20 protein-coding genes, 1 tRNA gene and 1 pseudogene are annotated in these 21,520 nt (G+C 72.3%); 15 read left to right on the plus strand and 7 right to left on the minus strand.

The features are described from left to right. Positions 1–46 precede the first annotated feature (46 nt). Positions 47–1,638: pseudogene (locus ACWDX7_RS19800) on the plus strand (FAD-binding dehydrogenase); the annotation flags it as partial. A gap of 100 nt (positions 1,639–1,738) precedes the next feature. On the opposite strand, the gene ACWDX7_RS19805 reads toward ACWDX7_RS19800, so the two are convergent. After that, complete coding sequence (locus ACWDX7_RS19805) at positions 1,739–2,170, minus strand: ASCH domain-containing protein (RefSeq protein ID WP_451492257.1); 432 nt, start codon at positions 2,168–2,170, stop codon at positions 1,739–1,741. 393 nt (positions 2,171–2,563) lie between these two features. Here ACWDX7_RS19805 and ACWDX7_RS19810 point away from each other — a divergent pair, with 393 nt between their 5' ends. The 3 genes from ACWDX7_RS19810 to ACWDX7_RS19820 all read left to right on the plus strand — a co-directional run bounded on the left by ACWDX7_RS19810 (position 2,564) and on the right by ACWDX7_RS19820 (position 6,913). Beyond that, positions 2,564–3,511: a hypothetical protein gene (locus tag ACWDX7_RS19810; RefSeq protein WP_451492256.1), complete on the plus strand. Its 948-nt coding sequence runs from the start codon at positions 2,564–2,566 to the stop codon at positions 3,509–3,511. A 201-nt stretch (positions 3,512–3,712) separates the two neighbouring features. Then, positions 3,713–5,257, plus strand: coding sequence for an APC family permease (locus tag ACWDX7_RS19815; protein ID WP_451492255.1), 1,545 nt, complete (start codon positions 3,713–3,715; stop codon positions 5,255–5,257). A gap of 216 nt (positions 5,258–5,473) precedes the next feature. Beyond that, a complete protein-coding gene (locus ACWDX7_RS19820; protein ID WP_451492254.1) occupies positions 5,474–6,913 on the plus strand; it encodes an amino acid permease in 1,440 nt (479 codons plus the stop codon). A 114-nt stretch (positions 6,914–7,027) separates the two neighbouring features. On the opposite strand, the gene ACWDX7_RS19825 is transcribed toward ACWDX7_RS19820, so the two are convergent. Beyond that, a complete protein-coding gene (locus ACWDX7_RS19825) occupies positions 7,028–7,330 on the minus strand; it encodes a hypothetical protein (protein WP_451492297.1) in 303 nt (100 codons plus the stop codon). Here ACWDX7_RS19825 and ACWDX7_RS19830 point away from each other — a divergent pair. Continuing rightward, positions 7,322–7,489, plus strand: coding sequence for a hypothetical protein (locus ACWDX7_RS19830; protein WP_451492253.1), 168 nt, complete (start codon positions 7,322–7,324; stop codon positions 7,487–7,489). The two genes, ACWDX7_RS19825 and ACWDX7_RS19830, sit on opposite strands and share 9 nt — an antisense overlap. After that, positions 7,486–7,911 (plus strand): hypothetical protein, encoded by a 426-nt coding sequence (locus ACWDX7_RS19835; RefSeq protein ID WP_451492252.1) that lies wholly within the window; start codon positions 7,486–7,488, stop codon positions 7,909–7,911. Before ACWDX7_RS19830 ends, ACWDX7_RS19835 begins: the two co-directional genes overlap by 4 nt. Before the next feature lie 105 nt (positions 7,912–8,016). On the opposite strand, the gene ACWDX7_RS19840 is transcribed toward ACWDX7_RS19835, so the two are convergent. Continuing rightward, positions 8,017–8,104 (minus strand) — tRNA-Leu (locus ACWDX7_RS19840). A 163-nt stretch (positions 8,105–8,267) separates the two neighbouring features. On the opposite strand from ACWDX7_RS19840, the gene ACWDX7_RS19845 reads away from it, so the two are divergent. The 3 genes from ACWDX7_RS19845 to ACWDX7_RS19855 all read left to right on the plus strand — a co-directional run bounded on the left by ACWDX7_RS19845 (position 8,268) and on the right by ACWDX7_RS19855 (position 10,980). Beyond that, entirely contained in the window at positions 8,268–9,593 is a 1,326-nt protein-coding gene (locus ACWDX7_RS19845) for a M20/M25/M40 family metallo-hydrolase (RefSeq protein ID WP_451492251.1), read from the plus strand. A 131-nt stretch (positions 9,594–9,724) separates the two neighbouring features. Beyond that, a complete protein-coding gene (locus ACWDX7_RS19850; RefSeq protein WP_451492250.1) occupies positions 9,725–9,958 on the plus strand; it encodes a chaplin in 234 nt (77 codons plus the stop codon). A gap of 197 nt (positions 9,959–10,155) precedes the next feature. Beyond that, positions 10,156–10,980, plus strand: coding sequence for a chaplin family protein (locus ACWDX7_RS19855; RefSeq protein WP_451492249.1), 825 nt, complete (start codon positions 10,156–10,158; stop codon positions 10,978–10,980). Positions 10,981–11,017: 37 nt separating this feature from the next. Here the strand turns inward: ACWDX7_RS19855 and ACWDX7_RS19860 are convergent, their stop codons facing one another. After that, positions 11,018–11,206, minus strand: a complete 189-nt coding sequence (locus tag ACWDX7_RS19860; RefSeq protein ID WP_451492248.1) for a DUF5703 family protein — start codon at positions 11,204–11,206, stop codon at positions 11,018–11,020. Between the two features lie 47 nt (positions 11,207–11,253). Here ACWDX7_RS19860 and ACWDX7_RS19865 point away from each other — a divergent pair, with 47 nt between their 5' ends. After that, positions 11,254–11,985, plus strand: coding sequence for a hypothetical protein (locus tag ACWDX7_RS19865; protein WP_451492247.1), 732 nt, complete (start codon positions 11,254–11,256; stop codon positions 11,983–11,985). A 57-nt stretch (positions 11,986–12,042) separates the two neighbouring features. On the opposite strand, the gene ACWDX7_RS19870 is transcribed toward ACWDX7_RS19865, so the two are convergent. Together ACWDX7_RS19870 and ACWDX7_RS19875 are read right to left on the minus strand one after the other, a co-directional pair. Continuing rightward, the gene (locus ACWDX7_RS19870) at positions 12,043–14,286 is read right to left on the minus strand and encodes a helix-hairpin-helix domain-containing protein (protein ID WP_451492246.1); all 2,244 of its coding nucleotides are present in this window, start codon (positions 14,284–14,286) and stop codon (positions 12,043–12,045) included. Further along, a complete protein-coding gene (locus ACWDX7_RS19875) occupies positions 14,283–15,266 on the minus strand; it encodes an aldo/keto reductase (protein ID WP_451492245.1) in 984 nt (327 codons plus the stop codon). Before ACWDX7_RS19875 ends, ACWDX7_RS19870 begins: the two co-directional genes overlap by 4 nt. Positions 15,267–15,366: 100 nt before the next feature. Here ACWDX7_RS19875 and ACWDX7_RS19880 point away from each other — a divergent pair, with 100 nt between their 5' ends. Beyond that, positions 15,367–16,416 (plus strand): LLM class F420-dependent oxidoreductase, encoded by a 1,050-nt coding sequence (locus ACWDX7_RS19880; protein WP_451492244.1) that lies wholly within the window; start codon positions 15,367–15,369, stop codon positions 16,414–16,416. Positions 16,417–16,682: 266 nt separating this feature from the next. On the opposite strand, the gene corA is transcribed toward ACWDX7_RS19880, so the two are convergent. After that, the gene (corA, locus tag ACWDX7_RS19885) at positions 16,683–17,675 is read right to left on the minus strand and encodes a magnesium/cobalt transporter CorA (RefSeq protein WP_451492243.1); all 993 of its coding nucleotides are present in this window, start codon (positions 17,673–17,675) and stop codon (positions 16,683–16,685) included. A 153-nt stretch (positions 17,676–17,828) separates the two neighbouring features. On the opposite strand from corA, the gene ACWDX7_RS19890 reads away from it, so the two are divergent. The 4 genes from ACWDX7_RS19890 to mshC all read left to right on the plus strand — a co-directional run bounded on the left by ACWDX7_RS19890 (position 17,829) and on the right by mshC (position 21,412). Continuing rightward, entirely contained in the window at positions 17,829–18,563 is a 735-nt protein-coding gene (locus tag ACWDX7_RS19890; RefSeq protein ID WP_451492242.1) for a histidine phosphatase family protein, read from the plus strand. 108 nt (positions 18,564–18,671) lie between these two features. Beyond that, positions 18,672–19,262 (plus strand): DUF3090 domain-containing protein, encoded by a 591-nt coding sequence (locus ACWDX7_RS19895; RefSeq protein ID WP_355415161.1) that lies wholly within the window; start codon positions 18,672–18,674, stop codon positions 19,260–19,262. Next, positions 19,226–20,074 (plus strand): SCO1664 family protein, encoded by an 849-nt coding sequence (locus ACWDX7_RS19900; protein WP_451492241.1) that lies wholly within the window; start codon positions 19,226–19,228, stop codon positions 20,072–20,074. The genes ACWDX7_RS19895 and ACWDX7_RS19900 overlap by 37 nt, the downstream gene beginning before the upstream one ends. Positions 20,075–20,182: 108 nt before the next feature. Continuing rightward, complete coding sequence (gene mshC / locus ACWDX7_RS19905) at positions 20,183–21,412, plus strand: cysteine--1-D-myo-inosityl 2-amino-2-deoxy-alpha-D-glucopyranoside ligase (RefSeq protein WP_451492240.1); 1,230 nt, start codon at positions 20,183–20,185, stop codon at positions 21,410–21,412. The last annotated feature ends 108 nt before the right edge of the window (positions 21,413–21,520 follow it).

The following is a 21,520-nucleotide window of genomic DNA, read 5'->3' on the forward strand; positions in this document are numbered from 1 at the left end:
CGTGATCGTGATCGGGGCCGGGCTCGCGGGCCTCGCGGCCACCGCCGAACTCATCGACGCGGGGCGCAAGGTCATCCTGCTCGACCAGGAACCGGAGCAATCCCTCGGCGGCCAGGCGCACTGGTCCTTCGGCGGGCTGTTCTTCGTGGACTCGCCCGAGCAGCGGCGGATGCGGATCAAGGACAGTCGTGAGCTCGCTCTCCAGGACTGGCTGGGCACGGCGGGTTTCGACCGTGAGGAGGACGCCTGGCCGCGCCGCTGGGCCGAGGCCTACGTCGACTTCGCGGCCGGCGAGAAACGGCCCTGGCTGCACGCGCGGGGCGTCCGCTTCTTCCCGGTGGTGGGCTGGGCCGAGCGCGGCGGCTACGACGCCGGCGGACACGGCAACTCCGTCCCCCGCTTCCACATCACCTGGGCACGGGCCCGGGCCTGGTGGAGCCCTTCGAGCGGCGCGTCCGGGCCGGGGTGGCGCGGAGCCTGGTCCAGTTGAGGTTCCGCCACCGGGTCACCGGGCTGTCCCGTACGGCCGGCGCGGTGGACACCGTGACCGGCGAGGTCCTTCAGCCGTCCCACGCCGTACGGGGCGCGGCGAGCAGCCGCGAGAGCGCCGGGGCCTTCTCCCTGCGGGCCCAGGCCGTGATCGTCACCTCGGGCGGCATCGGCGGCAACCACGACCTCGTGCGCGAGCAGTGGCCGGCGCGGCTCGGCTCCCCGCCGGAGCGGATGCTCTCCGGGGTCCCGGCGCACGTGGACGGCCTGATGCTCGGCATCGCGGAGGCGGCGGGGGCGAGCCACATCAACAAGGACCGGATGTGGCACTACACCGAGGGCATCCAGAACTGGAACCCGGTCTGGCGCAGGCACGGCATCCGCATCCTGCCCGGCCCCTCCTCGCTCTGGCTGGACGCGACCGGCAAGCGGCTGCCGGTGCCGCTCTTCCCGGGCTTCGACACCCTCGGCACCCTCGACCACATCATGCGGACCGGACACGACCACACCTGGTTCGTGCTCGACCGGCGCATCATCGGCAAGGAGTTCGGCCTCTCCGGCTCCGAGCAGAACCCGGACCTCACGGGAAGGTCCGTCCGGGGTGTCATCGACCGGGCGCGGCAGGCCGTACCGGGGCCCGTCCAGGCCTTCATGGACAACGGCGCGGACTTCGTCGTGGAGCGCGACCTGTCCGCCCTCGTGCGCGGGATGAACGCCGTGACCAAGGAGGACCTGATCGACGAGGCCGCGCTGCGCGGCGTGATCACGGCCCGGGACCGGGAGGTCGCCAACCCCTTCACCAAGGACCTGCAGGTGACGGCCATCCACGGCGCGCGCAGGTACCTCGGCGACAAGCTCATCCGGACGGCCGCCCCGCACCGGATCCTGGACCCCGGGGCGGGCCCGCTCATCGCGGTCCGGCTCTCGATCCTGACCCGCAAGTCCCTGGGCGGCCTGGAGACCGACCTCTCCTCGCGCGTGCTCACGGAGAGCGGCGAGGCGCTGCCCGGTGTATACGCAGCGGGTGAGGCGGCCGGTTTCGGGGGCGGCGGCGTCCACGGCTACCGCGCGCTGGAGGGCACCTTCCTCGGGGGCTGCCTCTTCTCGGGGCGCGCGGCGGGCCGCGCGGCGGCGCGGGCGGTGGGCTGAGCCGGGGTCATGGCGCTCCGGGGTCCTCTCCCGCCCGGCCGGCGGATCCCGGTGGGCTGCTGCGGGTGGGCCCGATCCGCCCGGCCGGCGCCTCCGCCGCTCAGGGCCGGCGCAGGATCTCGGCGATCCGGAAGCGCTCCAGGACGACCAGGGTGTCGTCGCGGACCGTGAACCCAGGGTCCCCGAGGAGCCGGCGCAGCTGCGCCCCCTGCCAGAAGGTCTCGTGCGAGGATCGCCATTCGGCCACTGACGCACACCCTTCGCCCTCGTCCCGTACGTGCCCCAGCTCCACCTCGCCGAGCGGCAGGACCCGTACGTCCGTCACCTCCAGGACGGCCACCGGGCGGTCCTCGGAGTCCATGAGCGCCGTCCGCTGCCCCACCTCCGGGAGCGGCTCGTCCTCTGCCTCGTAGGCCGCGAGCAGCCCGGTCGTCGTCGTTTTGGCCCCGCTCAGCACAGCCTCCACCAGGTGGTCGCGCAGCGGCCCGGGGAAGCCCAGCAGGTACGGAGGGAGATCGTGGTACGCGGTCATGCCCCTCACCCTAGGGCGGCGTCGGGCCGATTTCGCGAACCGGAACGAATGGCCCAACTCTGCCCCCGAGCGGAGCAGTTGAAACTCGCCACGCGCTGGACTGGACCTTGACGCGGAGCTGTGCCTGCCGGTTTGCTGTGCGTGATCATCCGGATCGCTCACCGGTATGGTCCGCGCGCCACCGGCCGCACCGCACGCGTGCATCGTGCACACGTTCGGTCACGCTCGTGCCCGCCCGTCCGCCGTTCATGTCCACCGTTCATGTCCACCGCTCACGCTCGTCCGCTCAGTCGATCAATCTGCTCAGTCCGCTCACGCTCACTGCTCCCGTTTGACCGCTTCATGTCTGTCCGCTCACGCTCGATCGCCCGCGTTCTGGAGGGAAAACCGCGGATGTCCCCGCCTCCGCCGCCCCTCGGCCGCACCCGCAAGCGGGACGCCCAGTTCTTCGACCCGGCTCTCTGCGACGCCGAACTGGTCGATGTGCGCGGCCAGTTCGCGCAGGGCCGCTGGTCCAAGGCCCGCTCCCTCCTCGTCGGCACCGGTGACGACTGGGACCGCCGCGGCCACCGCGTCGTGGTCCTCGCCGAGACCCCGGCGGCCGGCGCCTGGGCCCGCGAATGGCTGCTCGCCGAACCGGAAAGCGCCGACGCCGCCACCCTCCTCGCCTGCGCCGCCGTCTTCTCCGCCCTGCGGTGCAAGGGCACACCCGAGGCGGCCGAGGAAGCCTGCCGCCGCGCCGCCGCCCTGCTCCCCGCGGACCCGACGCCCTGGCTCGGCCTGCTGCTCCTCTCCGGTGCCTTCGGCACCGAGGAGGAGTTCAGCCGCCACTTCGACCAGGTCCGGGCCCGCCACCGCGAGCACCACCACGCCCACCACCTGATGGTCGCCAAGCTGGCCGAGCGCACCCCTGCCTCCGGCCACGACCCGCTCCACGAGGTGTACGACTTCGCCGCCTGGGCCGCGGAGGAGTCCCCGGCCGACTCACCGCTCGCCGTGCTCCCCGTCATCGCGCACGCCGAGCGCTACCGGGTGCTGGCCGCCACCCACGGCCACACCTTCGACAGTGCCACCCAGCACTGGTCCGGCCGCCGTGCCCGCCAGGTCCTGCGGGCCGCCTTCGACTGGTGGCTGGAGTGGGAGCGCGAGGACCACCCCCGCAACCGGGTCGACCTCAACTTCCTCGCGCACGCCAAGCTCTGCGAAGGCCGCCCGGCCGAGGCCGCCGCCCTCTTCCACCGCATCGGAAGCCACGCCACCCGGGCCCCTTGGTCGTACCCGGACCTGGACCCGCACAAAGCCTTCCTCGCCGCGCGCAGCGCCGCCCTGGGCACCGCTTGACCCCGTAGCCGCACCCGCCGCCCCGCCGGCCATCCCGCAGCACGCTGCGCGCCACCCCCCCGGCGCGACCGCACCCCGACCGCACCACCACGCACGGCATCTCCACCGCACCTCCCGCCCCGAAACACCTCCCGCCCCGAAACAGCTCCGCCCCGAAAGACCTCCACCCGGAAAGACCTCCACCGGAAAGGACGCGCCGCCATGCCGACGGGCAGCTCCACCACCCTCCAAGACCCGCCCGAGATCCGTACGTACAAGGGCCAGGACCGCGCCCTGCGCGCCGACCGCCTCGGCACCGCCGGGCTGCTGCTCTCCGTGCTCGCCGCCAGCGCGCCCCTGATGGTCGTGGCCGGTGTGATGCCCACGACCTTCGGTGTCATGGGCATCGTCGGCCAGCCGCTGCTCTTCGTCATCCTCGGCGCCGTCCTCGCCCTCTTCAGCATCGGCTACGCCGAGATGAGCCGGCACGTCCACAACGCCGGCGCCTTCTACGCGTACATCGCCCGCGGCCTCGGCCCCACCGCGGGCGCCGGTGCCTCGCTCGTCGCCCTCGTCGCCTACAGCGCCATGCAGGTCGGCGTCTACGGCATCCTCGGCTTCGAGATCTCCGGTCTCTTCGCGACCTACCTGGGAACCGAGCTGGCCTGGTGGATACCGGCCCTGGCTGCGGTCGCCGCCACCGGGGCGCTCGGCTGGCTCAAGATCGACCTCAACGCCAAGGTCCTCGGTGTGCTGCTCCTCATCGAGTGCGCCCTCGTCGTCGTCTTCGACCTCGCCGCGCTCACCGACCCGGGCCCCGAAGGCCTCTCGCTCCACGCCTTCAACCCCGAGACCCTCAGCGGAGCCGGCCTCGGCACGGCGCTCTGCTTCTGCATCGCCGCCTTCGTCGGCTTCGAGCAGTCGCCGGTCTACGCGGAGGAGACCAGCAAGCCGCACATCGTCGTCTCCCGCGTGATGTTCCTCGCCGTCGGCTTCGTCGCCCTCTTCTTCGCCTTCAGCGCCTGGGCCCTGACCGTCGCCACCGGCCCCGCCGAAGTGGTCAAGACCTCCGCCGAGGCCGGTCCCGGCCTGCTCTTCCAGCTCACCGCCGAGCGCCTCGGCGACAGCTTCACCGACGTCCTGCACGTCCTCTTCGTGACCGGCATGTTCGCCGCCATGCTGAGCTTCCACAACGTGGTCGCCCGCTACGCCTTCGCCATGGGCCGCGAGGGCCTGCTCCCCGCCGCCTTCGGCCGGACCAACGCCGGCACCGGCGCCCCCGGCACCGGGTCCCTCCTGCAGACCGCGGTCGCCACCCTCGTCGTCCTCGCCTTCGCCTTCACCGACGACATGCCGACCGGTGACCCCACCGCTCCCGTCCTGCACCTGTTCACCTGGATGGGCAGCGTCGGGGCCCTCGGCGTGACACTGTTGATGGCCACCGCCTCCTTCGCCGTCATCGCCTTCTTCGTTCGCCGCGGTACCGCCGGCGCCCAGGTCTGGCGGCTCCTCGCGGCCGGCGTGGCCGGTCTCGCCCTGCTCGCCATCGCCGTCTACACCGTCAAGGACTTCGGCGTCCTGGTCGGCGCCGAGGCGGGCTCCGCCCTCAGCTGGGCCCTGCCCGGCATCATCGGCGCGGCCATCGCGGCCGGCCTGCTCTACGGAGTGGTGCTGCGCCGCCGGCGCCCCGAGGTGCACGCCCGCATCGGCCTGGGGAACGAGGCCTTCCGCCTCGAACAGGTGGCGGGGGCCACGCCGACCGGCTGAGCAGCCGCCTCGCTTTCCATCTCCCGCGAAGCCCCCGACGACCGTTTCCAAGGTCGTCGGGGGCTTCGCCGCTCGGGACAGATTTTGGCGGGTAGCGGAGGCTCATGGTCTCCTGGGTCGACAAAATCACCGGACCCGCCGCCGAGGGGTACCACCCAGCCGCCCGGCGCGGCGGTCCGGACCTGCTGTCCGACCCCCACGAAGGCGAACCCGTACATGAGTGACCGCACCTTGACCGAGGCTCCCGCCCCGGCGTCGCCCCGCCATCTCGACGCCGGCGACGAGGGCTACAGCAAGGACCTCAAGTCCCGCCACATCAACATGATCGCGATCGGCGGGGCGATAGGCACCGGCCTGTTCCTGGGCGCGGGCGGCCGCCTCGCGGGCGCCGGACCCTCCCTCGCGATCGCCTACGCGGTGTGCGGAGTCTTCGCCTTCTTCGTCGTCCGGGCCCTCGGCGAGCTCGTCCTCTACCGGCCCTCCTCCGGCGCCTTCGTCTCCTACGCGCGCGAGTTCATGGGGGAGAAGGGCGCCTACACGGCCGGCTGGCTGTACTTCCTGAACTGGTCCACGACCACCGTCGCCGACATCACCGCGGCCGCCACCTACGCGCACTTCTGGTCGATGTTCACCAGCGTCCCGCAGTGGGTCCTCGCGCTGATCGCCCTCGCCGTCGTCCTCACCGCGAACCTGATCTCGGTGAAGTACTTCGGCGAGATGGAGTTCTGGTTCTCCATCGTCAAGGTCGGCGCCCTGGTCGTCTTCCTGCTCGTCGGCATCTACCTCGTGGCCACCAGCCACCAGATCGACGGCCACACCCCCGGCCTCGCCACGATCACCGACAACGGCGGCCTCTTCCCCGCCGGCGTGCTCCCGATGCTCCTGGTCGTCCAGGGCGTCGTCTTCGCGTACGCCTCCGTCGAGCTCTGCGGAGTCGCCGCCGGTGAGACCGAGAACCCCGAGAAGATCATGCCGAAGGCGATCAACTCGATCATGTGGCGCGTCGGCATCTTCTACGTCGGCTCCGTGGTCCTGCTCGCGCTGCTGCTGCCGTACACCGCGTACTCCTCCGGCCAGAGCCCCTTCGTCACCGTCTTCGACAAGCTGGGCATTCCCGGCACCGCCGGCATCATGAACCTGGTCGTCCTGACCGCGGCGCTCTCCAGCCTGAACTCCGGCCTCTACTCCACCGGCCGCATCCTGCGCTCGATGGCCATGTCCGGCTCCGCACCGAAGTTCACCGCCCGCATGAACAAGGGCAAGGTCCCCTACGGCGGGGTCCTCTTCACCGCCGCCTTCGGCATCGCGGGCGTCGTCCTCAACTGGTTCATGCCCAAGGACGCCTTCGAGATCGTCCTGAACTTCGCCTCCCTCGGCATCCTCGGCACGTGGGCGATGGTCATGCTCTGCTCGCTCCACTTCTGGCGCAACGCACGCGAGGGCAAGCTGGAACGCCCGGCCTACCGCCTGCCCTGGGCCCCGTACACCCAGATCATCACGCTGGTCTTCCTGCTCACGGTCCTCGTCCTGATGTGGTGCGACGGCGGCGTCGGCCGCACGACGGTCATGTTCGTCCCGGTGATCGCCGCGGCCCTGGTCGGCGGCTGGTTCCTGGTCCGCGGCCGCGTAGCCGAAATCGCAGCCTCCCGCCGCTAACCCCCGTGCCGGCCTGTGAGGCCCCCACCCCGGGGGCCTCACAGCGGCCCCCAGCCACGGAAACGAGAGGGACCCCGCCCAACCTGGCCAGGACGGGCGATCTCGCCCGTTCGGTCAGGCTTTTTTGATGGCCCCGAAGATGTCGGCGTCGGTCTCCTGCTGCCACTTCGGCAGGTCGGGCCAGTCGGCCACGTAGCCCGGCTTGGGGTCCTCGAAGTGCTTGAACATCTGAGCGGTCCAGCACGTCGCGACGAACCGACTCTTCTGCTCGCGGGACAGCCTTGATGCGTGCCCGCCGCTGATCTCGATAAACTGCCGGACCTGGTCGTAGACCGAGCCTGCGGCCTCGCGCTCCCACTGCGGCGTGTCGGTCTGGAGTCTACGGGCGACGTATCCGGAGGAAGAGGCTTGGGCCAGGAGAAGGGCCTCCCGGCCGTACGCGACGACGTGTTCGGGGTCGCGCCGCTTGGCGCCGATGGCCGCGAGATCGGTCAGGACGGCGCCGCGGCGTCGGTGACGGGTGGTGGGGCGACCTGGGTCGAGCCCTTGATCTGCTCGCTGAGGCGGAGGGAGTGAAGGCCACTGTCCGGGACGCGTGGATCGAACGTGCCTTCCCCCAGTTTCTCGGCATCTCGGCCCCTGCCAAGGTGGAGAGGGTGACGGGTCACGGTGACCTGCACTGGGGCAATCTCACGGCCATGCCCTTGACCTTGCTGGACTGGGAGCGGTGGGGCCTGGTTCCCTTCGGCTACGATGTGGGCCTTCTCCATGCGAACAGCCTGCTCGTTCCCGACGTGGCCCACCGTATCCGGCTGGAGTTCGCTGCGGTCCTGGACACCCCAGCCGGCCGAGTCGGAAAGCTCGCGGCCCTGGCGGAGATGCTGCAAGCCGTGGCCCGTGGCTGGTACCCGGACTTGGCTCCGCTTCTTCTCGCTCGCGCGGAGTCACTCACGCGCGTTCGGCCACCGGTCCCGGTGCGCTCGGAGGTCACGGCCTGAGAGTCCCGCCCGGTGCTGAGAACACCGCGTCGGCCGTTCGTCATCCGGTTGGTCGCGCCGTTGTCAGGGAAACAGAAAAACCCCAGATCAACTGGGGTTTTCCGCTGGTGTCCGAGGGGGGACTTGAACCCCCACGCCCGATAAAGGGCACTAGCACCTCAAGCTAGCGCGTCTGCCATTCCGCCACCCGGACAAGGTGTCTGTCTCGCGGCCCTGGGCCGTTCCGACGTGGAAAACATTACCAAACATTCCGGGGGCCCCGATCACACCCCCGTCGGCCGGTACCGCCCTTGGGGAGAACGGCCCGGAGCGGGAGGATGGGGGCAGTTCGGTACTGAGCAGTGGGAGGAAGCAGCGTGAGCGAGTCGAGCGCGGGCAAGGCCGTCTCCGGTGAGGACGAGGTCGTCGACCTCTGCCGGGATCTCATCCGGATCGACACCAGCAACTACGGAGACCACTCCGGCCCCGGCGAACGCAAGGCGGCGGAGTGGGTCGCGGAGAAGCTCGCCGAGGTCGGGCTGGAGCCGCAGATCTTCGAGTCGCACAAGGGGCGCGCCTCGACCGTGGCACGGATCGAGGGCGAGGACCCCTCGCGGCCGGCGCTGCTGATCCACGGGCACACCGACGTGGTCCCCGCCAACGCGGCCGACTGGACCCACCACCCCTTCGCGGGGGAGATCGCGGACGGCTGCCTGTGGGGCCGGGGCGCCGTGGACATGAAGGACATGGACGCGATGACGCTGGCCGTCGTGCGCGACCGCATGCGCAGCGGGCGCAAGCCGCCCCGGGACATCGTGCTGGCCTTCCTGGCCGACGAGGAGGCGGGAGGCTCGTACGGGGCGCGGTACCTCGTGGACAAGCACCCGGGGCTCTTCGAGGGCGTGACCGAGGCGATCGGCGAGGTCGGCGGCTTCTCCTTCACGGTCAACGAGAACCTGCGGCTCTACCTCGTCGAGACCGCGCAGAAGGGCATGCACTGGATGCGGCTCACGGTGGAGGGCACCGCGGGCCACGGCTCCATGACCAACAACGACAACGCGATCACGGAGCTGTGCGAGGCCGTGGGGCGGCTGGGCCGCCACACGTGGCCCGTGCGCGTGACCAAGACCGTACGGGCCTTCCTGGACGAGCTCTCCGACGCGCTGGGGACGCCGCTCGACCCGGAGGACATGGACGCCACGCTCGCCAAGCTCGGCGGCATCGCCAAAATGGTCGGCGCGACGCTGCGGAACTCGGCCGCCCCCACGATGCTCGGCGCCGGCTACAAGGTCAACGTCATCCCGGGCCAGGCCACCGCCCACGTCGACGGCCGCTTCCTGCCGGGTTACGAGGAGGAGTTCTTCGCCGACCTCGACCGGATCCTCGGCCCGCGCGTGAAGCGGGAGGACGTGCACGCGGACAAGGCCCTGGAGACGGACTTCGACGGCAAGCTGGTCGACGCCATGCAGATCGCCCTCAAGGCCGAGGACCCGATCGCGCGGGCGGTCCCGTACATGCTCTCGGGCGGGACCGACGCCAAGTCCTTCGACGACCTCGGCATCCGCTGCTTCGGCTTCGCGCCACTGCGGCTGCCTGCGGAGCTGGACTTCGCCGGGATGTTCCACGGTGTGGACGAACGGGTGCCGGTGGACGGGCTCAAGTTCGGCGCACGCGTGCTCGACCGGTTCATCGACCACGCCTGAAAAATCGAATGAGCGTACGCATTTCACTGGGACGAGTGAATGCACTCATACGCTCGTAGCCCCGGTCATCCCTCCTCGTTACAGGTGATGCGGTCCGCGGCTGGGACCGCGTTTGCCTACTAGGAGGAACAATGATCAAGAAGATTGTCGCCGCTGCGGCTGCTACGGGTGGTCTGGTTCTCGCGGGTGCGGGTGTGGCTGTCGCCGATGCGGGTGCCCACGGTGCGGCCATCGGCTCCCCGGGCGTCGCGTCCGGCAATGTCATCCAGGTCCCCGTCCACATTCCGGTGAACGTGTGCGGTAACACCGTCAACGTCATCGGTCTGCTGAACCCGGCCTTCGGCAACACCTGCGTCAACGGCTGACGCCTCTGAAGTCTTGGCCCCGGAGCGCATGCCAGCGCTCCGGGGCTGCTGGCTTTCCGGCCCGACTCCTCACCTTCGACGTACCGGGCACGGGGAGCTTGTACGGCCAGTACGTCGAACCATCACCGAAACACATGCACAGGGGACGAATGCACATGCGACGACCGGCACAGGTCACCAGGAAGACCTTGATCACCATGGCTGCCGCGGGGGGTGTCCTCGCGATGGGCGGGGGCTACGCGCACGCGGACGCCGGCGCTTCGGGGCATGCCGCGAACTCTCCGGGGGTGCTGTCGGGGAACAACGTCCAAGCGCCCGTGGACGTGCCGGTGAATGCCTGCGGGAACACGATCACAGTGGTGGGAGGCCTCAATCCGGCCTTCGGGAACCACTGCTCCAACCCCTCGCACCACGGCGGCAAGCCCGGCCAGCCCGGGAATCCGGGTCAGCCCGGCAGCCCGGGTCAGCCCGGAAAGCCGGGCAACCCGGGCCAGCCCGGTCACCCCGGAAACCCGGGCCAGCCCGGTCACCCCGGAAACCCGGGCCAGCCCGGTCACCCCGGAAACCCGGGACAGCCCGGTCACCCCGGAAACCCGGGCCAGCCCGGTCACCCCGGAAACCCGGGCCAGCCCGGTCACCCCGGAAACCCGGGTCAGCCGGGTCACCCCGGTCAGCCCGGTCACCCGGGACAGCCCGGCCACCCCGGCGGCGGGGACGAGCCGTGCGACGAGCACCCGGGCAAGCCCGGCAAGCCGGGCGTCGAGAACCCGGACACCCACCCCGGGAAGCCCAGTACGCCCGGCAAGCCCGGTAACCACCCCGGCAAGCCGGACACGTCCATCAGCGCCGGCTCGGGGTCGCGCACCCCGGTCGCCCACCCCGTCCCGCAGACCGGTCCCCGCGAGGAGGTCGCTCTCGCCGCCACCGGCGGCGGAGACGTCCTGACGGCGGGCGTCCCGCTGGCCGGCGGTCTGCTGCTGGCGGGCGCGGTGCTCTACCGGCGCGGCCGCGCCGCCGCCTGAGGCTGCTGACGACGCGGGCCCCGCTCCGGGGCCCGCGTCACCACGTCGCGCGGACCTGGCGGATGATCCGGCGGCGCAGCCGCACGCGGCGGCTGCCGTCCCGGTAGAGGCTCAGGCGGTCGAGCTCCCAGTTCCGGTACTCGGCATGATCGGTCAACAGGCGCGTCGCCTCCTCGCGAGGCACGCCCCGGGGCACATACACGTCGACGAATTCGTATTCCGGCATCGCATCTATTGTGCGGGCAGACCCCTGCTACGGATAGCGTCTGCCCTATGTCTGATGCCGCTCTGCCCACTGTTGCCGAGGTACGCGCCGCCGCCGAGGCGGTCAAGGCCGCGCTCGACCGTCACCTGGCCGCGGTCGAGAGCCGGATCGGGGACGAGGACCCCAACGTCTACGCCGCCTTCAACGAACTCGCCGCCGCGGCCGAGGAGTACGACGAACTCCTCTACGACCGGTACGACGAGGTCACCCCCTTCGAGATCCCCACGCCCCCCGAGGACGGCGTCCCGTACGCCGGCCCCGCCGAGCCCGCCGCCTTCAGCGTGCTCATCCGCCGGGACTACGCCGTGGTGGAGCCCGCGCGGCTGATCGCCCAGGCCGAGCGCGTCGCCGCCCACGACCGGGACGCCGAACTCACCCTCGACGGCGGCACCGCCGGTGCGCTCGGCGTGCTCTTCGGGGAGTACGAGCCCGATGAGATCGCCTCCCGCTACAAGGAGTTCGGGCTGGAGGAGGGGGATTCCACCCTCTGGATCGCGGCCTCGGAGGAGGCGGCGGAACCGGGGGAGTGGCTCGACTCACCCTTCGAGCACACGGACCCCGAGGACGTGCTGCACCGGTTCGACGTCAGCTCCGTCTTCGACGAGGAGGACGATCAAGACGCCGCAGACGAAGAGGATGAAGAGGATGAAGAGGATGAAGAGGATGAAGGGGATGAAGAGGAGGATGGGGACGGGGAAGAAGCGGATGAGGAAGCGAAGCCCGGCCTGACCCCTGCGTGACCAGAGCATCTCTGCCGGACGGCGCGGCCCCCGCCCCACCGGGCGGGAGCCGCGCCGTCACTCGGTCCGCTCCCGGGCCGCCGCCGTGAGGGCCGACAGCAGGCCCGTCAGCCGGGTCGTACGCGGCTTCGGCAGCACCTGCGCCACCGCGGCGGGCAGCGCCTGATCGACGCCGTGCACCACGGACAGATGCCGCTCGGCGCGTCCGAACGCCGTGTACACCCAGTCCCGCGACAGGGCCTGCGCCGCGTCACCGGGGAGCACGACGACCACCGCCGGCCAGCGCACGCCCACGGCCTGGTGCGCCGTCACGGCCCAGCCGTGCCGGACCTGCGATTCCACGAGCTCCTTCGCTACGACGACCCGTGCGCCCGCACGGTCCAGGTGCAGCCCCTCCGCGTCGGCGGACACCACCCGGGCGGGCAGCGCCCGGCCGGGGGAGGGCACGTGCACGACGCGGTCGCCCGGGTCGAAGCCGCCGAACCGGCCGGGCCCGGGATTCAGCCGCTCCTTGAGGGCGGCGTTCAGCGCGCGGGTCCCCGCCGAGCCGCCATGGCCCGGGGTGATCACCTGGACGCTGTCCGCCGGGATCCCGAACGCGCGCGGTACGGATTCGGCGACGAGCTGCACGGCGCGGTGCACGGCCTCCCCGGCGTCGCGCACCGGGACGATGACGACCTCCTTGCCGGGGGCGTCGACCTGGTTCAGCTCGCCGACACCCACCCCGGAGACCAGTTCGCCGAGCGGGCCCGGATCGGGGGTACGGGAGACCACGCCGGGGCAGATTCGGGCCGCCAGCACATCGGCGAACACCCGTCCCGGCCCGGCGGATCCGAGCACGCCCGGGTCCCCGGACAGCACCAGCCTGGCGCCGTCGGGGACGGACTCCACCAGCGCGGCCGCGCCCTCCACGTCCAGCTGCGGCGCGTCCAGGACCACGAGCAGGTCCAGCGCGAACTGCCCCTCCGCATCCCGCCCGGGCCCCTCCGTCCCGGCCAGCAGGCCCGCCACGGTCACGGAGTCCGGCCCGCCGGGCGCGTGCGCGGCCAGGCAGGCCCGCAGGCCCAGCTCCCGGGCCGCCGCCAGCAGGGCGAACGGCTCGGCGCGGGCGGCCTCGCCACCGGTGTGGGTGACCAGGCCGTGGCGGGCGACCGCGCGGATCAGCTCGGCAGCTGACGGATTCGGCGCGGCCGCGGCGGCCTTCTCCCAGTCCGCCGGGGCGTCGAAGGTGCCGGCGAGGCGGGCCAGGCCGTCGGCCAGGCTCTCCTCGGCCATCGCGTATCCCTCCAGGCCGACCAGAAGACGTACCGGCTGCTCCGCTTCCCCTTCCCCGGACTCCGCGGCGACGGGTGGGCCCAGCGGCTCGTGGAACACCAGGACCGTGCCCTCGCCGATGGCCTGCTCCAGCGCCTGCGCCGGATCCGGTACGGCGTACTGGGCCAGCGCCGACTGGAGGACCGGAGCCTCCAGCGCGGTGTGTCCCTTGAGCGCGGCCTGGGCGAGCAGCCAGCCCACCAGGGCGCCGGTGCGCCGCCCGTCCCCCGGACCCGCCTCGGGGCCCAGCAGGGCCCGGGCGAAGCCGTCCGCCTGCGTGGGACGGACTCCGGCGACCGCCAGCAGCCGCCAGGGGTCCTCGGCGAGGGCCTCGGCGGCGCCCTCGCCGAGGGCCGCCGCGGCCGGCCCGGCGAGCGCCTCGGGAGCGCCGCCGCGGGCCAGGACGGCGCGTACCTCCTCGACGGCCTCCGGCGGGAGCGCCGCGGGCGCCGCGGGCGCCGGCCGGCGGGCCTGCGGCGGAGCGGCGGCCGTCCTGCGCGGCGCGGCCGGTGCCTCGTCGGAGTCGAAGGAGACGGCCGGGGGCTTCGCCCCGCTCTCCACGGCCCGTACGGCGGCCAGCAGGTCGGCGGCCTTCCCGCTGAGCTTCCCGCCGGCCTCGACCGGGCCCTCCCGCTCGGCCTTGCGCCGGGCGATCCGCTCCCGCTCCACCTTCTGCGCGGCCAGCTCGGCGGCGGCCTCACTGAGCGCCGGGGCCGCCCCCTCGGCGTCGGCGGCGGGTTCGGGGGCGGCGTCGTCGGCGGAAGCCTCCCCGTCGGCGGAAGCCTGCGCGGGCTCGGACCCGGGCGCCTGCGCGGGCTCGGACCCGGGCGCCGGCTCGGGCTCAGACCCGGGCTCGGGCGCGGGCTCGGAGCCGGACCCGGACCCGGACTCGGGGGTGCTCGGTGCGGTCGGGGCCGACTCGGCGGCGGCCAGTTCTTCCGCTTGCTCCGTGGCAGCGGTATCGGCGGGCCGGCGGTCCGTACTCACAGCGTGCTCCAGTCCTGGTCGGGGTAGCGGTGGACGGGCGCCGAAACATCGTCCAGCGCCCGGCAGATCTCCTCCGGAAGAGTAAGGGCCTCCACCGACAGAGCCACCGCGAGCTGCGCCGACGTCCGCGCGCCCACGATCGGGGCGACCACGCCCGGCCGGTCCCGGATCCAGGCCAGGGCGACCTCCAGCGGGGTCACGGCCAGACCTTGAGCCGCCGTCACCACCGCGTCCACGATCCGGCCCGCAGCCTCGTCCAGGTACGGGTCCACGAACGCCGCCAGGGTCTGCGACGCGCCCCGGGAATCCGCCGGGGTCCCGCCGCGGTACTTGCCCGTCAGCACACCGCGGCCCAACGGCGAGGAAGGCAGCAGGCCGACCCCGAGGTCCAGCGCGGCCGGCAGCACCTCCCGCTCCACGCCCCGCTGGAGGAGGGAGTACTCCATCTGGGTCGAGGCGAGGCGGGTGCGCACCCCTGGGGCCGCGAGCTGCCAGGTCGCCGCCTTGGCCAGCTGCCAGCCGCAGAAGTTCGAGACCCCCGCGTACCGGGCCCGGCCGCTGCTCACGGCGATGTCCAGCGCTTGCAGGGTCTCCTCCAGCGGGGTCCCGGGATCGAAGGCGTGCACCTGCCAGAGGTCCACGTAATCCGTGCCGAGCCGCTCCAACGAGGCGTCCAGCGCGGCGAGCAGGTGCCCGCGCGAGCCGTCGAAGCGCCGGTCCGGATCGGGCACGCTGCCCGCCTTGGTCGCGACCACCAAGTCGCGCCGCGGGACGAGCCCGCCGAGCAGCCGCCCGAGGAGGTACTCCGCCTCACCGCCCCCGTACACGTCGGCGGTGTCGATGAGGGTGCCGCCGGCCTCCCAGAACGTCTTGACCTGCTCCGCGGTGGCTTCCTCGCCGGTGTCACGGCCCCAGGTGAGGGTGCCGAGGCCGATCCGGGAAACGCGCAGTCCGGTGCGGCCGAGATGCCTCTGCTCCATGAGCGCTGAGACTACTGGGGCACTGCCGCGCCGGACCCTGCCGCGCTACAGTCCCCGCAGACGAACGTTACTCATCGGTAAACCGGTAAGGGGACGACCTATGCGGCTCGGCATCAATCTCGGCTACTGGGGCGCGGGCATGGACGCCGACAACCTCGCCGTCGCCCAGGAGGCCGACCGCCTCGGCTACGACGTCTGCTGGGCCGCGGAAGCCTACGGCTCCGACGCCCCGACCGTGCTCGCCTGGGTCGCCGCCCAGACCGAGCGCATCGACGTCGGCTCGGCGATCCTCCAGATCCCGGCCCGCCAGCCCACGATGACCGCCATGACCGCGGCCACCCTCGACTCCCTCACCAAGGGCCGCTTCCGGCTCGGCCTCGGCGTCTCCGGCCCCCAGGTCTCCGAGGGCTGGTACGGAGTGAAATTCGACAAGCCGCTCGCCCGGACCAGGGAGTACGTGGAGATCGTCCGCAAGGCGATGAGCCGCGAGCGGCTCTCGTACGAGGGCGAGCACTGGACCCTCCCGCTGCCGGGCGGCCCGGGCAAGCCGCTCAAGCTGACCGTCCACCCGGAGCGCGAGCACATCCCGCTCTACATCGCCGCCATCGGACCGAAGAACCTGGAGCAGACCGGCGAGATCGCCGACGGCGCCCTGCTGATCTTCCCGGCGGCCGAGCACCTGGAGGCCACCGCGCTCACCCACATCCGGGCGGGCCGTGAGAAGGCCGGGCTGACCATGGAGGGCTTCGACGTCTGCCCCACCGTGCCGCTGGCCGTGGGCGAGGACGTCAACGGGCTCGCCGACATGTTCCGCCCCTACACCGCGCTGTACGTCGGCGGCATGGGCAGCCGGAAGCAGAACTTCTACAACCAGCTGGCCCAGCGCATGGGCTACGAGAAGGAAGCCGCCGAGATCCAGGACAAGTACCTGGCGGGCGACAAGACCGGCGCGGCCGCGGCCGTCCCGCACTCGCTGATCGACTCCACCACGCTGCTCGGCACCGTGGAGCGCATCGCGGACGGGATGCGGGCCTACGCGGACGCCGGAGTCACCACGCTGACGCTGGCCCCGGCCGGATTCACCCGGGAGGAGAGGCTGACCGCCCTGCGCACCGGCACCGAGGCCCTGGAGCGCGCCGGACTGGCGTAGAGGCAGTTTGCCGGATCTTCGCGGCGCTGGCCGCGGGCGTCAGGCGTCGCGGGCGTCAGACGCGGGACGTCGGGAGAAAGGTCTACGGCCGTGGTGGGGGCTCGGGGGTCTTCCCCGCCACGGCCGGTACAGCCATCAACGCCCCGGGTGCCCGCCGGGTTACGCGCCCGGCGCCGTCGCCCGTTTCGTTCATGCGGACGAGTCGTGCCACCTCCCGGTCGGCCCGCGTACGCCCGGGCGGCGCGACGCGCTCTCGACGGCCTGCCTCAGAGCCAGCCCCGGCGCTTGAACATCCGGTACAGGCCCAGGCAGAGGCCCGCCATGACCGCCACCACCAGCGGGTAGCCCCAGACCTGCTTCAGCTCGGGCATGTGCTCGAAGTTCATCCCGTAGACCCCCGCCACCATGGTGGGGACGGCCGCCATCGCGGCCCACGCGGAGATCTTGCGCATGTCGTCGTTCTGCCGGACCCCCATCTGTGCCAGATGTGCGGCCAGCGCGTCCGACAGCAGCCGGTCCAGGCCCTCGACGTACTCGTTGGCCTTGGTCAGGTGGTCGGCGACATCGCGGAAGAACGGCCGGGCGGGCTCGTGGACGAAAGGCACGTCTCCGAAGGCGAGGCGGTCCATCGGCTGGAGCAGCGGGCTCGTCGCCCGGCGGAACTCCAGTACCTGCCGCTTGAATCCGTAGATCCGGGCGGCGGTGTTCTTGGTCTCCGAGGGGTTCGGGGAGAAGACCTCCGCCTCCAGCTCCTCCAGGTCCACCTGGAGTTCGGCCGCCACCTCGATGTAGTGGTCGACCACCGCGTCGGACACCGCGTAGAGGACGGCGGTCGGGCCGTGCCGGAGGACGTCCGGCTCCTGCTCCAGGCGACGCCGTACGTCGGCCAGCGGGGCGCCCTCGCCATGGCGGACCGTGACCACGAAGGAGTCCCCGATGAACACCATCAGCTCGCCGGTGGTCACCGTGTCCGACGCGTCTTCGTACAGCACCGGCTTGAGCACGACGAACAGCGAATCGTCGTACACCTCCAGCTTCGGACGCTGATGCGCGGTCAGCGCGTCCTCCACCGCCAGCGGGTGCAGGGCGAACTCCTGTCTGACGAGGTCGAATTCCTTCTCCGACGGTTCGTGCATCCCGACCCAGACGAAGGCGTCTCCGCCCGCCCTCGCCTCGTCCAGTGCGTCCGAGAAGTCCCGGGGCCCCTCGGCCCGGGCGCCGGACTTGTACAGTGCGCAGTCCACGATCACCCGGGGCATTCTTCCCTGCCCACCGCCCGCCCGCACGCCGGCGAGCCCGCCGAGGGCCTTGCCCGGCCGCCCCGGCCCGCCGGAGGTGATCCGCCAGAGCCGGACCCGGGGCCGTCCGCCCGCCCGGCAGCAACCGGGGGGACACGCTCTAGGCTGTAGCCCATGGCCACGCTGATCCTCGTACGACACGGGCGGTCCACCGCCAACACCGCTGGACTGCTCGCCGGATGGACCCCGGGAGTGGCCCTCGACGAGCGCGGCGCCGAGCAGGCGGCCGCACTGCCCGGCCGGCTGGTCGGGGTGCCGCTCGCCGCCGCCGTCACCAGCCCGCTGCAACGTTGCCGCGAGACCCTAGCGCCGCTGCTGGCCGCCCGGCCGGAGCTGGCGCTGCACACCGACGAGCGGATCGGCGAGTGCCACTACGGCGACTGGTCGGGCCGCAAACTCTCCGAGCTGTCCGACGAGCCGCTGATGAAGATCGTCCAGCAGCATCCGTCGGCCGCCGCCTTCCCCGGCGGCGAGTCCATGCGCGCCATGCAGGCGCGGGCCGTGGAGGCCGTACGGGAGTGGAACGCGCGGATCGAGGAAGAGCACGGGAGCGACGCCGTCTTCCTGATGTGCTCGCACGGGGACATCATCAAGTCCCTCGTCGCGGACGCCCTCGGCATGCACCTGGACCTCTTCCAGCGGATCCACGTCGACCCCTGCTCGGTCACCGCCGTCCGCTACACGCCCACCCGGCCGTTCTTGTTCCGGCTCGGCGACACCGGGGACTTCGGCTCGCTCGTGCCCAGCCCGCCGGCGCCCGACGCGGTGGCCGCGCAGGAGGTCACATCGGAAAGAATGGCCGAAGACGCCGGGAACGCCGTTGTGGGGGGCGGCGCGGGAGCGGCGTGATCGAACGGCGCAGTAGGGTGGACTGGCCTCAAAGACACCAATAGCCACACGCTAGCCACCCGCGCGCAGCTCTGCCCCGCCTCTGCCGCCGAGACTTGGAGACTGGACGTGCCCCGTCAGGTGTTCCTCTACGACCCGCCGGACCGTTTCGTGGCCGGCACGGTCGGTCTGCCGGGACGCCGTACGTTCTTCCTGCAGGCCTCCTCCGGCCCCCGCGTCACCAGTGTGTCCCTGGAGAAGACCCAGGTCGCGGCGCTGGCGGAGCGGATGGACGAGTTGCTGGACGAGGTCGTACGGCGCACCGGCGGCAATGCCCCGGTGCCCGCCGTCGCCCCCGCCGAAGCCACCGACACCGCACCTCTGGACGTGCCGGTCGAGGAGGAGTTCCGCGTCGGCACCATGGCCCTCGCCTGGGACGGCGAGGAACAGCGCATGATCGTCGAGGCGCAGGCGCTCGTGGAACTCGAAGCCGACTCGGACGAGGACCTCGTCGAGGCGGAGGAGCGGCTGCTCCAGGACGAGGAGAACGGACCGCCCATGCTGCGCGTCCGCCTCACCGGCGCCCAGGCCCGGGCCTTCGCCAAGCGGGCCCTGGACGTGGTCAACGCCGGCCGCCCGCCCTGCCCCCTGTGCAGCCTGCCGCTGGACCCCGAGGGCCACGTGTGCCCGCGCCAGAACGGCTACCGGCGCCAGGCGTGACGGCCCAGGGGGAACGGGAAGAACTGCTCGCCAAGGGTGAGCTGGCCGTCGTCGGCCGGATCCGCGAGGCGTCCAATGCCGTCCTGCTGTGCACGGTCACCCACGACGGCGTGAGCGCCGACTGCGTGTACAAGCCGGTCAAGGGCGAGCGGCCGCTGTGGGACTTCCCCGACGGGAACCTCGCCCGGCGCGAGGTCGCCGCCTACCTGGTCTCCGAAGCCACCGGATGGGGCCTGGTCCCCACCACCGTGCTGCGCGAGGGCCCCTACGGCGAGGGCATGGTCCAGCGGTGGATCGAAGCGGCCGAAGCCGAGGGGGACGACCCGGCCGGTGGCCTGCTCGCACTGGTCGAGGGGGAGGAGGCGGGGGAGGGCTGGAAACCCGTGGCCTTCGCCGAGGTCGGGGAGGGCCGCACCGCCCTGCTCGTGCACGCCGACGACCCGCGCCTGCGCCGGCTCTCCGTCCTCGACGCCGTGATCAACAACGGCGACCGCAAGGGCGGCCACCTGCTGCCCGCCCCCGACGGACGGCTCTACGGCATCGACCACGGCGTGACCTTCCACGCCGAGGACAAACTGCGCACCCTCCTGTGGGGGTGGGCGGGGGAGCCCCTGACCGACGAGGCCCGCGAGGTGCTGGCCTCGCTCGCCGCCCAGCTGGCCGAGGGAGCCCCGCTCGCCACCCGTCTGGCCGAACTGATCACCGCCGTCGAGCTGGCGGCCGTACGGGAGCGGGTGGCGCAGCTGCTGCGCACCGGGAGGCACCCGCAGCCGTCCGGGCAGTGGCCGGCGATCCCCTGGCCGCCGGTCTGAACCGCCCGCCGCGCCACGCACAGAGCCAGCCGGATCGCAAGAGTGCCGATCAAGCCAACAGCGCAGGTCGGTTCGTTGCCGGAACATGTGTCCGGTTAGGCTCCAGGCATGCATGCCTGGCCCGCTTCTGAGGTCCCCGCCCTGCCCGGCAAGGGCCGCGACCTCCAGATCCACGACACCGCGACCCGGGGGACGATCACCCTCGCCCCGGGTCCCGTCGCCCGTATCTACGTCTGTGGAATCACCCCGTACGACGCGACCCACATCGGTCACGCGGCGACCTACAACGCCTTCGACCTCGTACAGCGCGTGTGGCTCGACACCAAGCGGCAGGTCCACTACGTCCAGAACGTCACGGACGTGGACGACCCGCTCCTGGAGCGGGCGCTGCGCGACGGCCACGACTGGACCGAGCTCGCCGAACGCGAGACGGCCCTCTTCCGCGAGGACATGACCGCCCTGCGGATGCTGCCGCCGCAGCACTACATCGGAGCCGTCGAAGCCATACCCGGCATCGTGCCGCTGGTGGAGCGGCTGCGGGACGCGGGGGCGGCGTACGAACTCGACGGCGACGTCTACTTCTCCGTCGAATCGGACCCGCACTTCGGCGGCGTCTCCAACCTCGACGCCGAGGCGATGCGCCTGCTCTCCGCGGAGCGGGGCGGCGACCCCGACCGCCCGGGGAAGAAGAATCCCCTGGACCCGATGCTGTGGATGGCCGCCCGTCCGGGCGAGCCCAGCTGGGACGGCGCCTCCCTCGGCCGCGGCCGGCCGGGCTGGCACATCGAATGCGTGGCGATCGCCCTGGACCACCTCGGCATGGGCTTCGACATCCAGGGCGGCGGCTCGGACCTCGCCTTCCCGCACCACGAGATGGGCGCCTCGCACGCCCAGGCGCTCACGGGGCAGTTCCCCATGGCCAAGGCGTACGTCCACGCCGGCATGGTGGCGCTCAACGGCGCGAAGATGTCGAAGTCGAAGGGCAACCTGGTCTTCGTCTCCGCGCTGCGGCGGGCCGGGACCGACCCGGCGGCGATCCGGCTGGCCCTGCTGTCGCACCACTACCGGGACGACTGGGAGTGGACGGACAGCGTCCTCGCCGACGCGGTGGCCCGCCTGGGCCGCTGGCGCGCGGCCGTGTCCCGGCCGGACGGCGTGGCGGCCGACGCCCTGGTCGAGGAGGTCCGCGAGGCCCTGTCGAACGACCTGGACGCCCCCGCCGCGCTGGCGGCCGTCGACCGCTGGGTGGAGCGCCAGCTCGCCTCCGGCGGCGACGACGAGTCGGCCCCGGGTCTCGTCTCCCGCACGGTGGACGCCCTCCTGGGCGTGGCGCTGTAACCTGCGGCGCCACTGCCGGGGCTCCGCCCCCGAACCCCCCCGGCGCCTAACCCGCGGGGGGTGGGGGGGCGGGGGGCGGGGGGTTGCAGCCCCCCCGCCGGGGGTTGG

It is taken from the genome of Streptomyces sp. NPDC003034 (genome assembly GCF_053591375.1).

Coding starts and splice junctions, on each gene's coding strand:
- corA (WP_451492243.1), bottom strand. CDS start 17,675: ATGCCCCGGGTGATCGTGGACTGCGCACTGTACAAGTCCGGCGCCCGG.
- ACWDX7_RS19865 (WP_451492247.1), top strand. CDS start 11,254: ATGTCTGATGCCGCTCTGCCCACTGTTGCCGAGGTACGCGCCGCCGCC.
- ACWDX7_RS19815 (WP_451492255.1), top strand. CDS start 3,713: ATGCCGACGGGCAGCTCCACCACCCTCCAAGACCCGCCCGAGATCCGT.
- ACWDX7_RS19805 (WP_451492257.1), bottom strand. CDS start 2,170: ATGACCGCGTACCACGATCTCCCTCCGTACCTGCTGGGCTTCCCCGGG.
- ACWDX7_RS19855 (WP_451492249.1), top strand. CDS start 10,156: ATGGCTGCCGCGGGGGGTGTCCTCGCGATGGGCGGGGGCTACGCGCAC.
- ACWDX7_RS19875 (WP_451492245.1), bottom strand. CDS start 15,266: ATGGAGCAGAGGCATCTCGGCCGCACCGGACTGCGCGTTTCCCGGATC.
- ACWDX7_RS19820 (WP_451492254.1), top strand. CDS start 5,474: ATGAGTGACCGCACCTTGACCGAGGCTCCCGCCCCGGCGTCGCCCCGC.
- mshC (WP_451492240.1), top strand. CDS start 20,183: ATGCATGCCTGGCCCGCTTCTGAGGTCCCCGCCCTGCCCGGCAAGGGC.
- ACWDX7_RS19890 (WP_451492242.1), top strand. CDS start 17,829: ATGGCCACGCTGATCCTCGTACGACACGGGCGGTCCACCGCCAACACC.
- ACWDX7_RS19880 (WP_451492244.1), top strand. CDS start 15,367: ATGCGGCTCGGCATCAATCTCGGCTACTGGGGCGCGGGCATGGACGCC.
- ACWDX7_RS19850 (WP_451492250.1), top strand. CDS start 9,725: ATGATCAAGAAGATTGTCGCCGCTGCGGCTGCTACGGGTGGTCTGGTT.
- ACWDX7_RS19810 (WP_451492256.1), top strand. CDS start 2,564: ATGTCCCCGCCTCCGCCGCCCCTCGGCCGCACCCGCAAGCGGGACGCC.
- ACWDX7_RS19860 (WP_451492248.1), bottom strand. CDS start 11,206: ATGCCGGAATACGAATTCGTCGACGTGTATGTGCCCCGGGGCGTGCCT.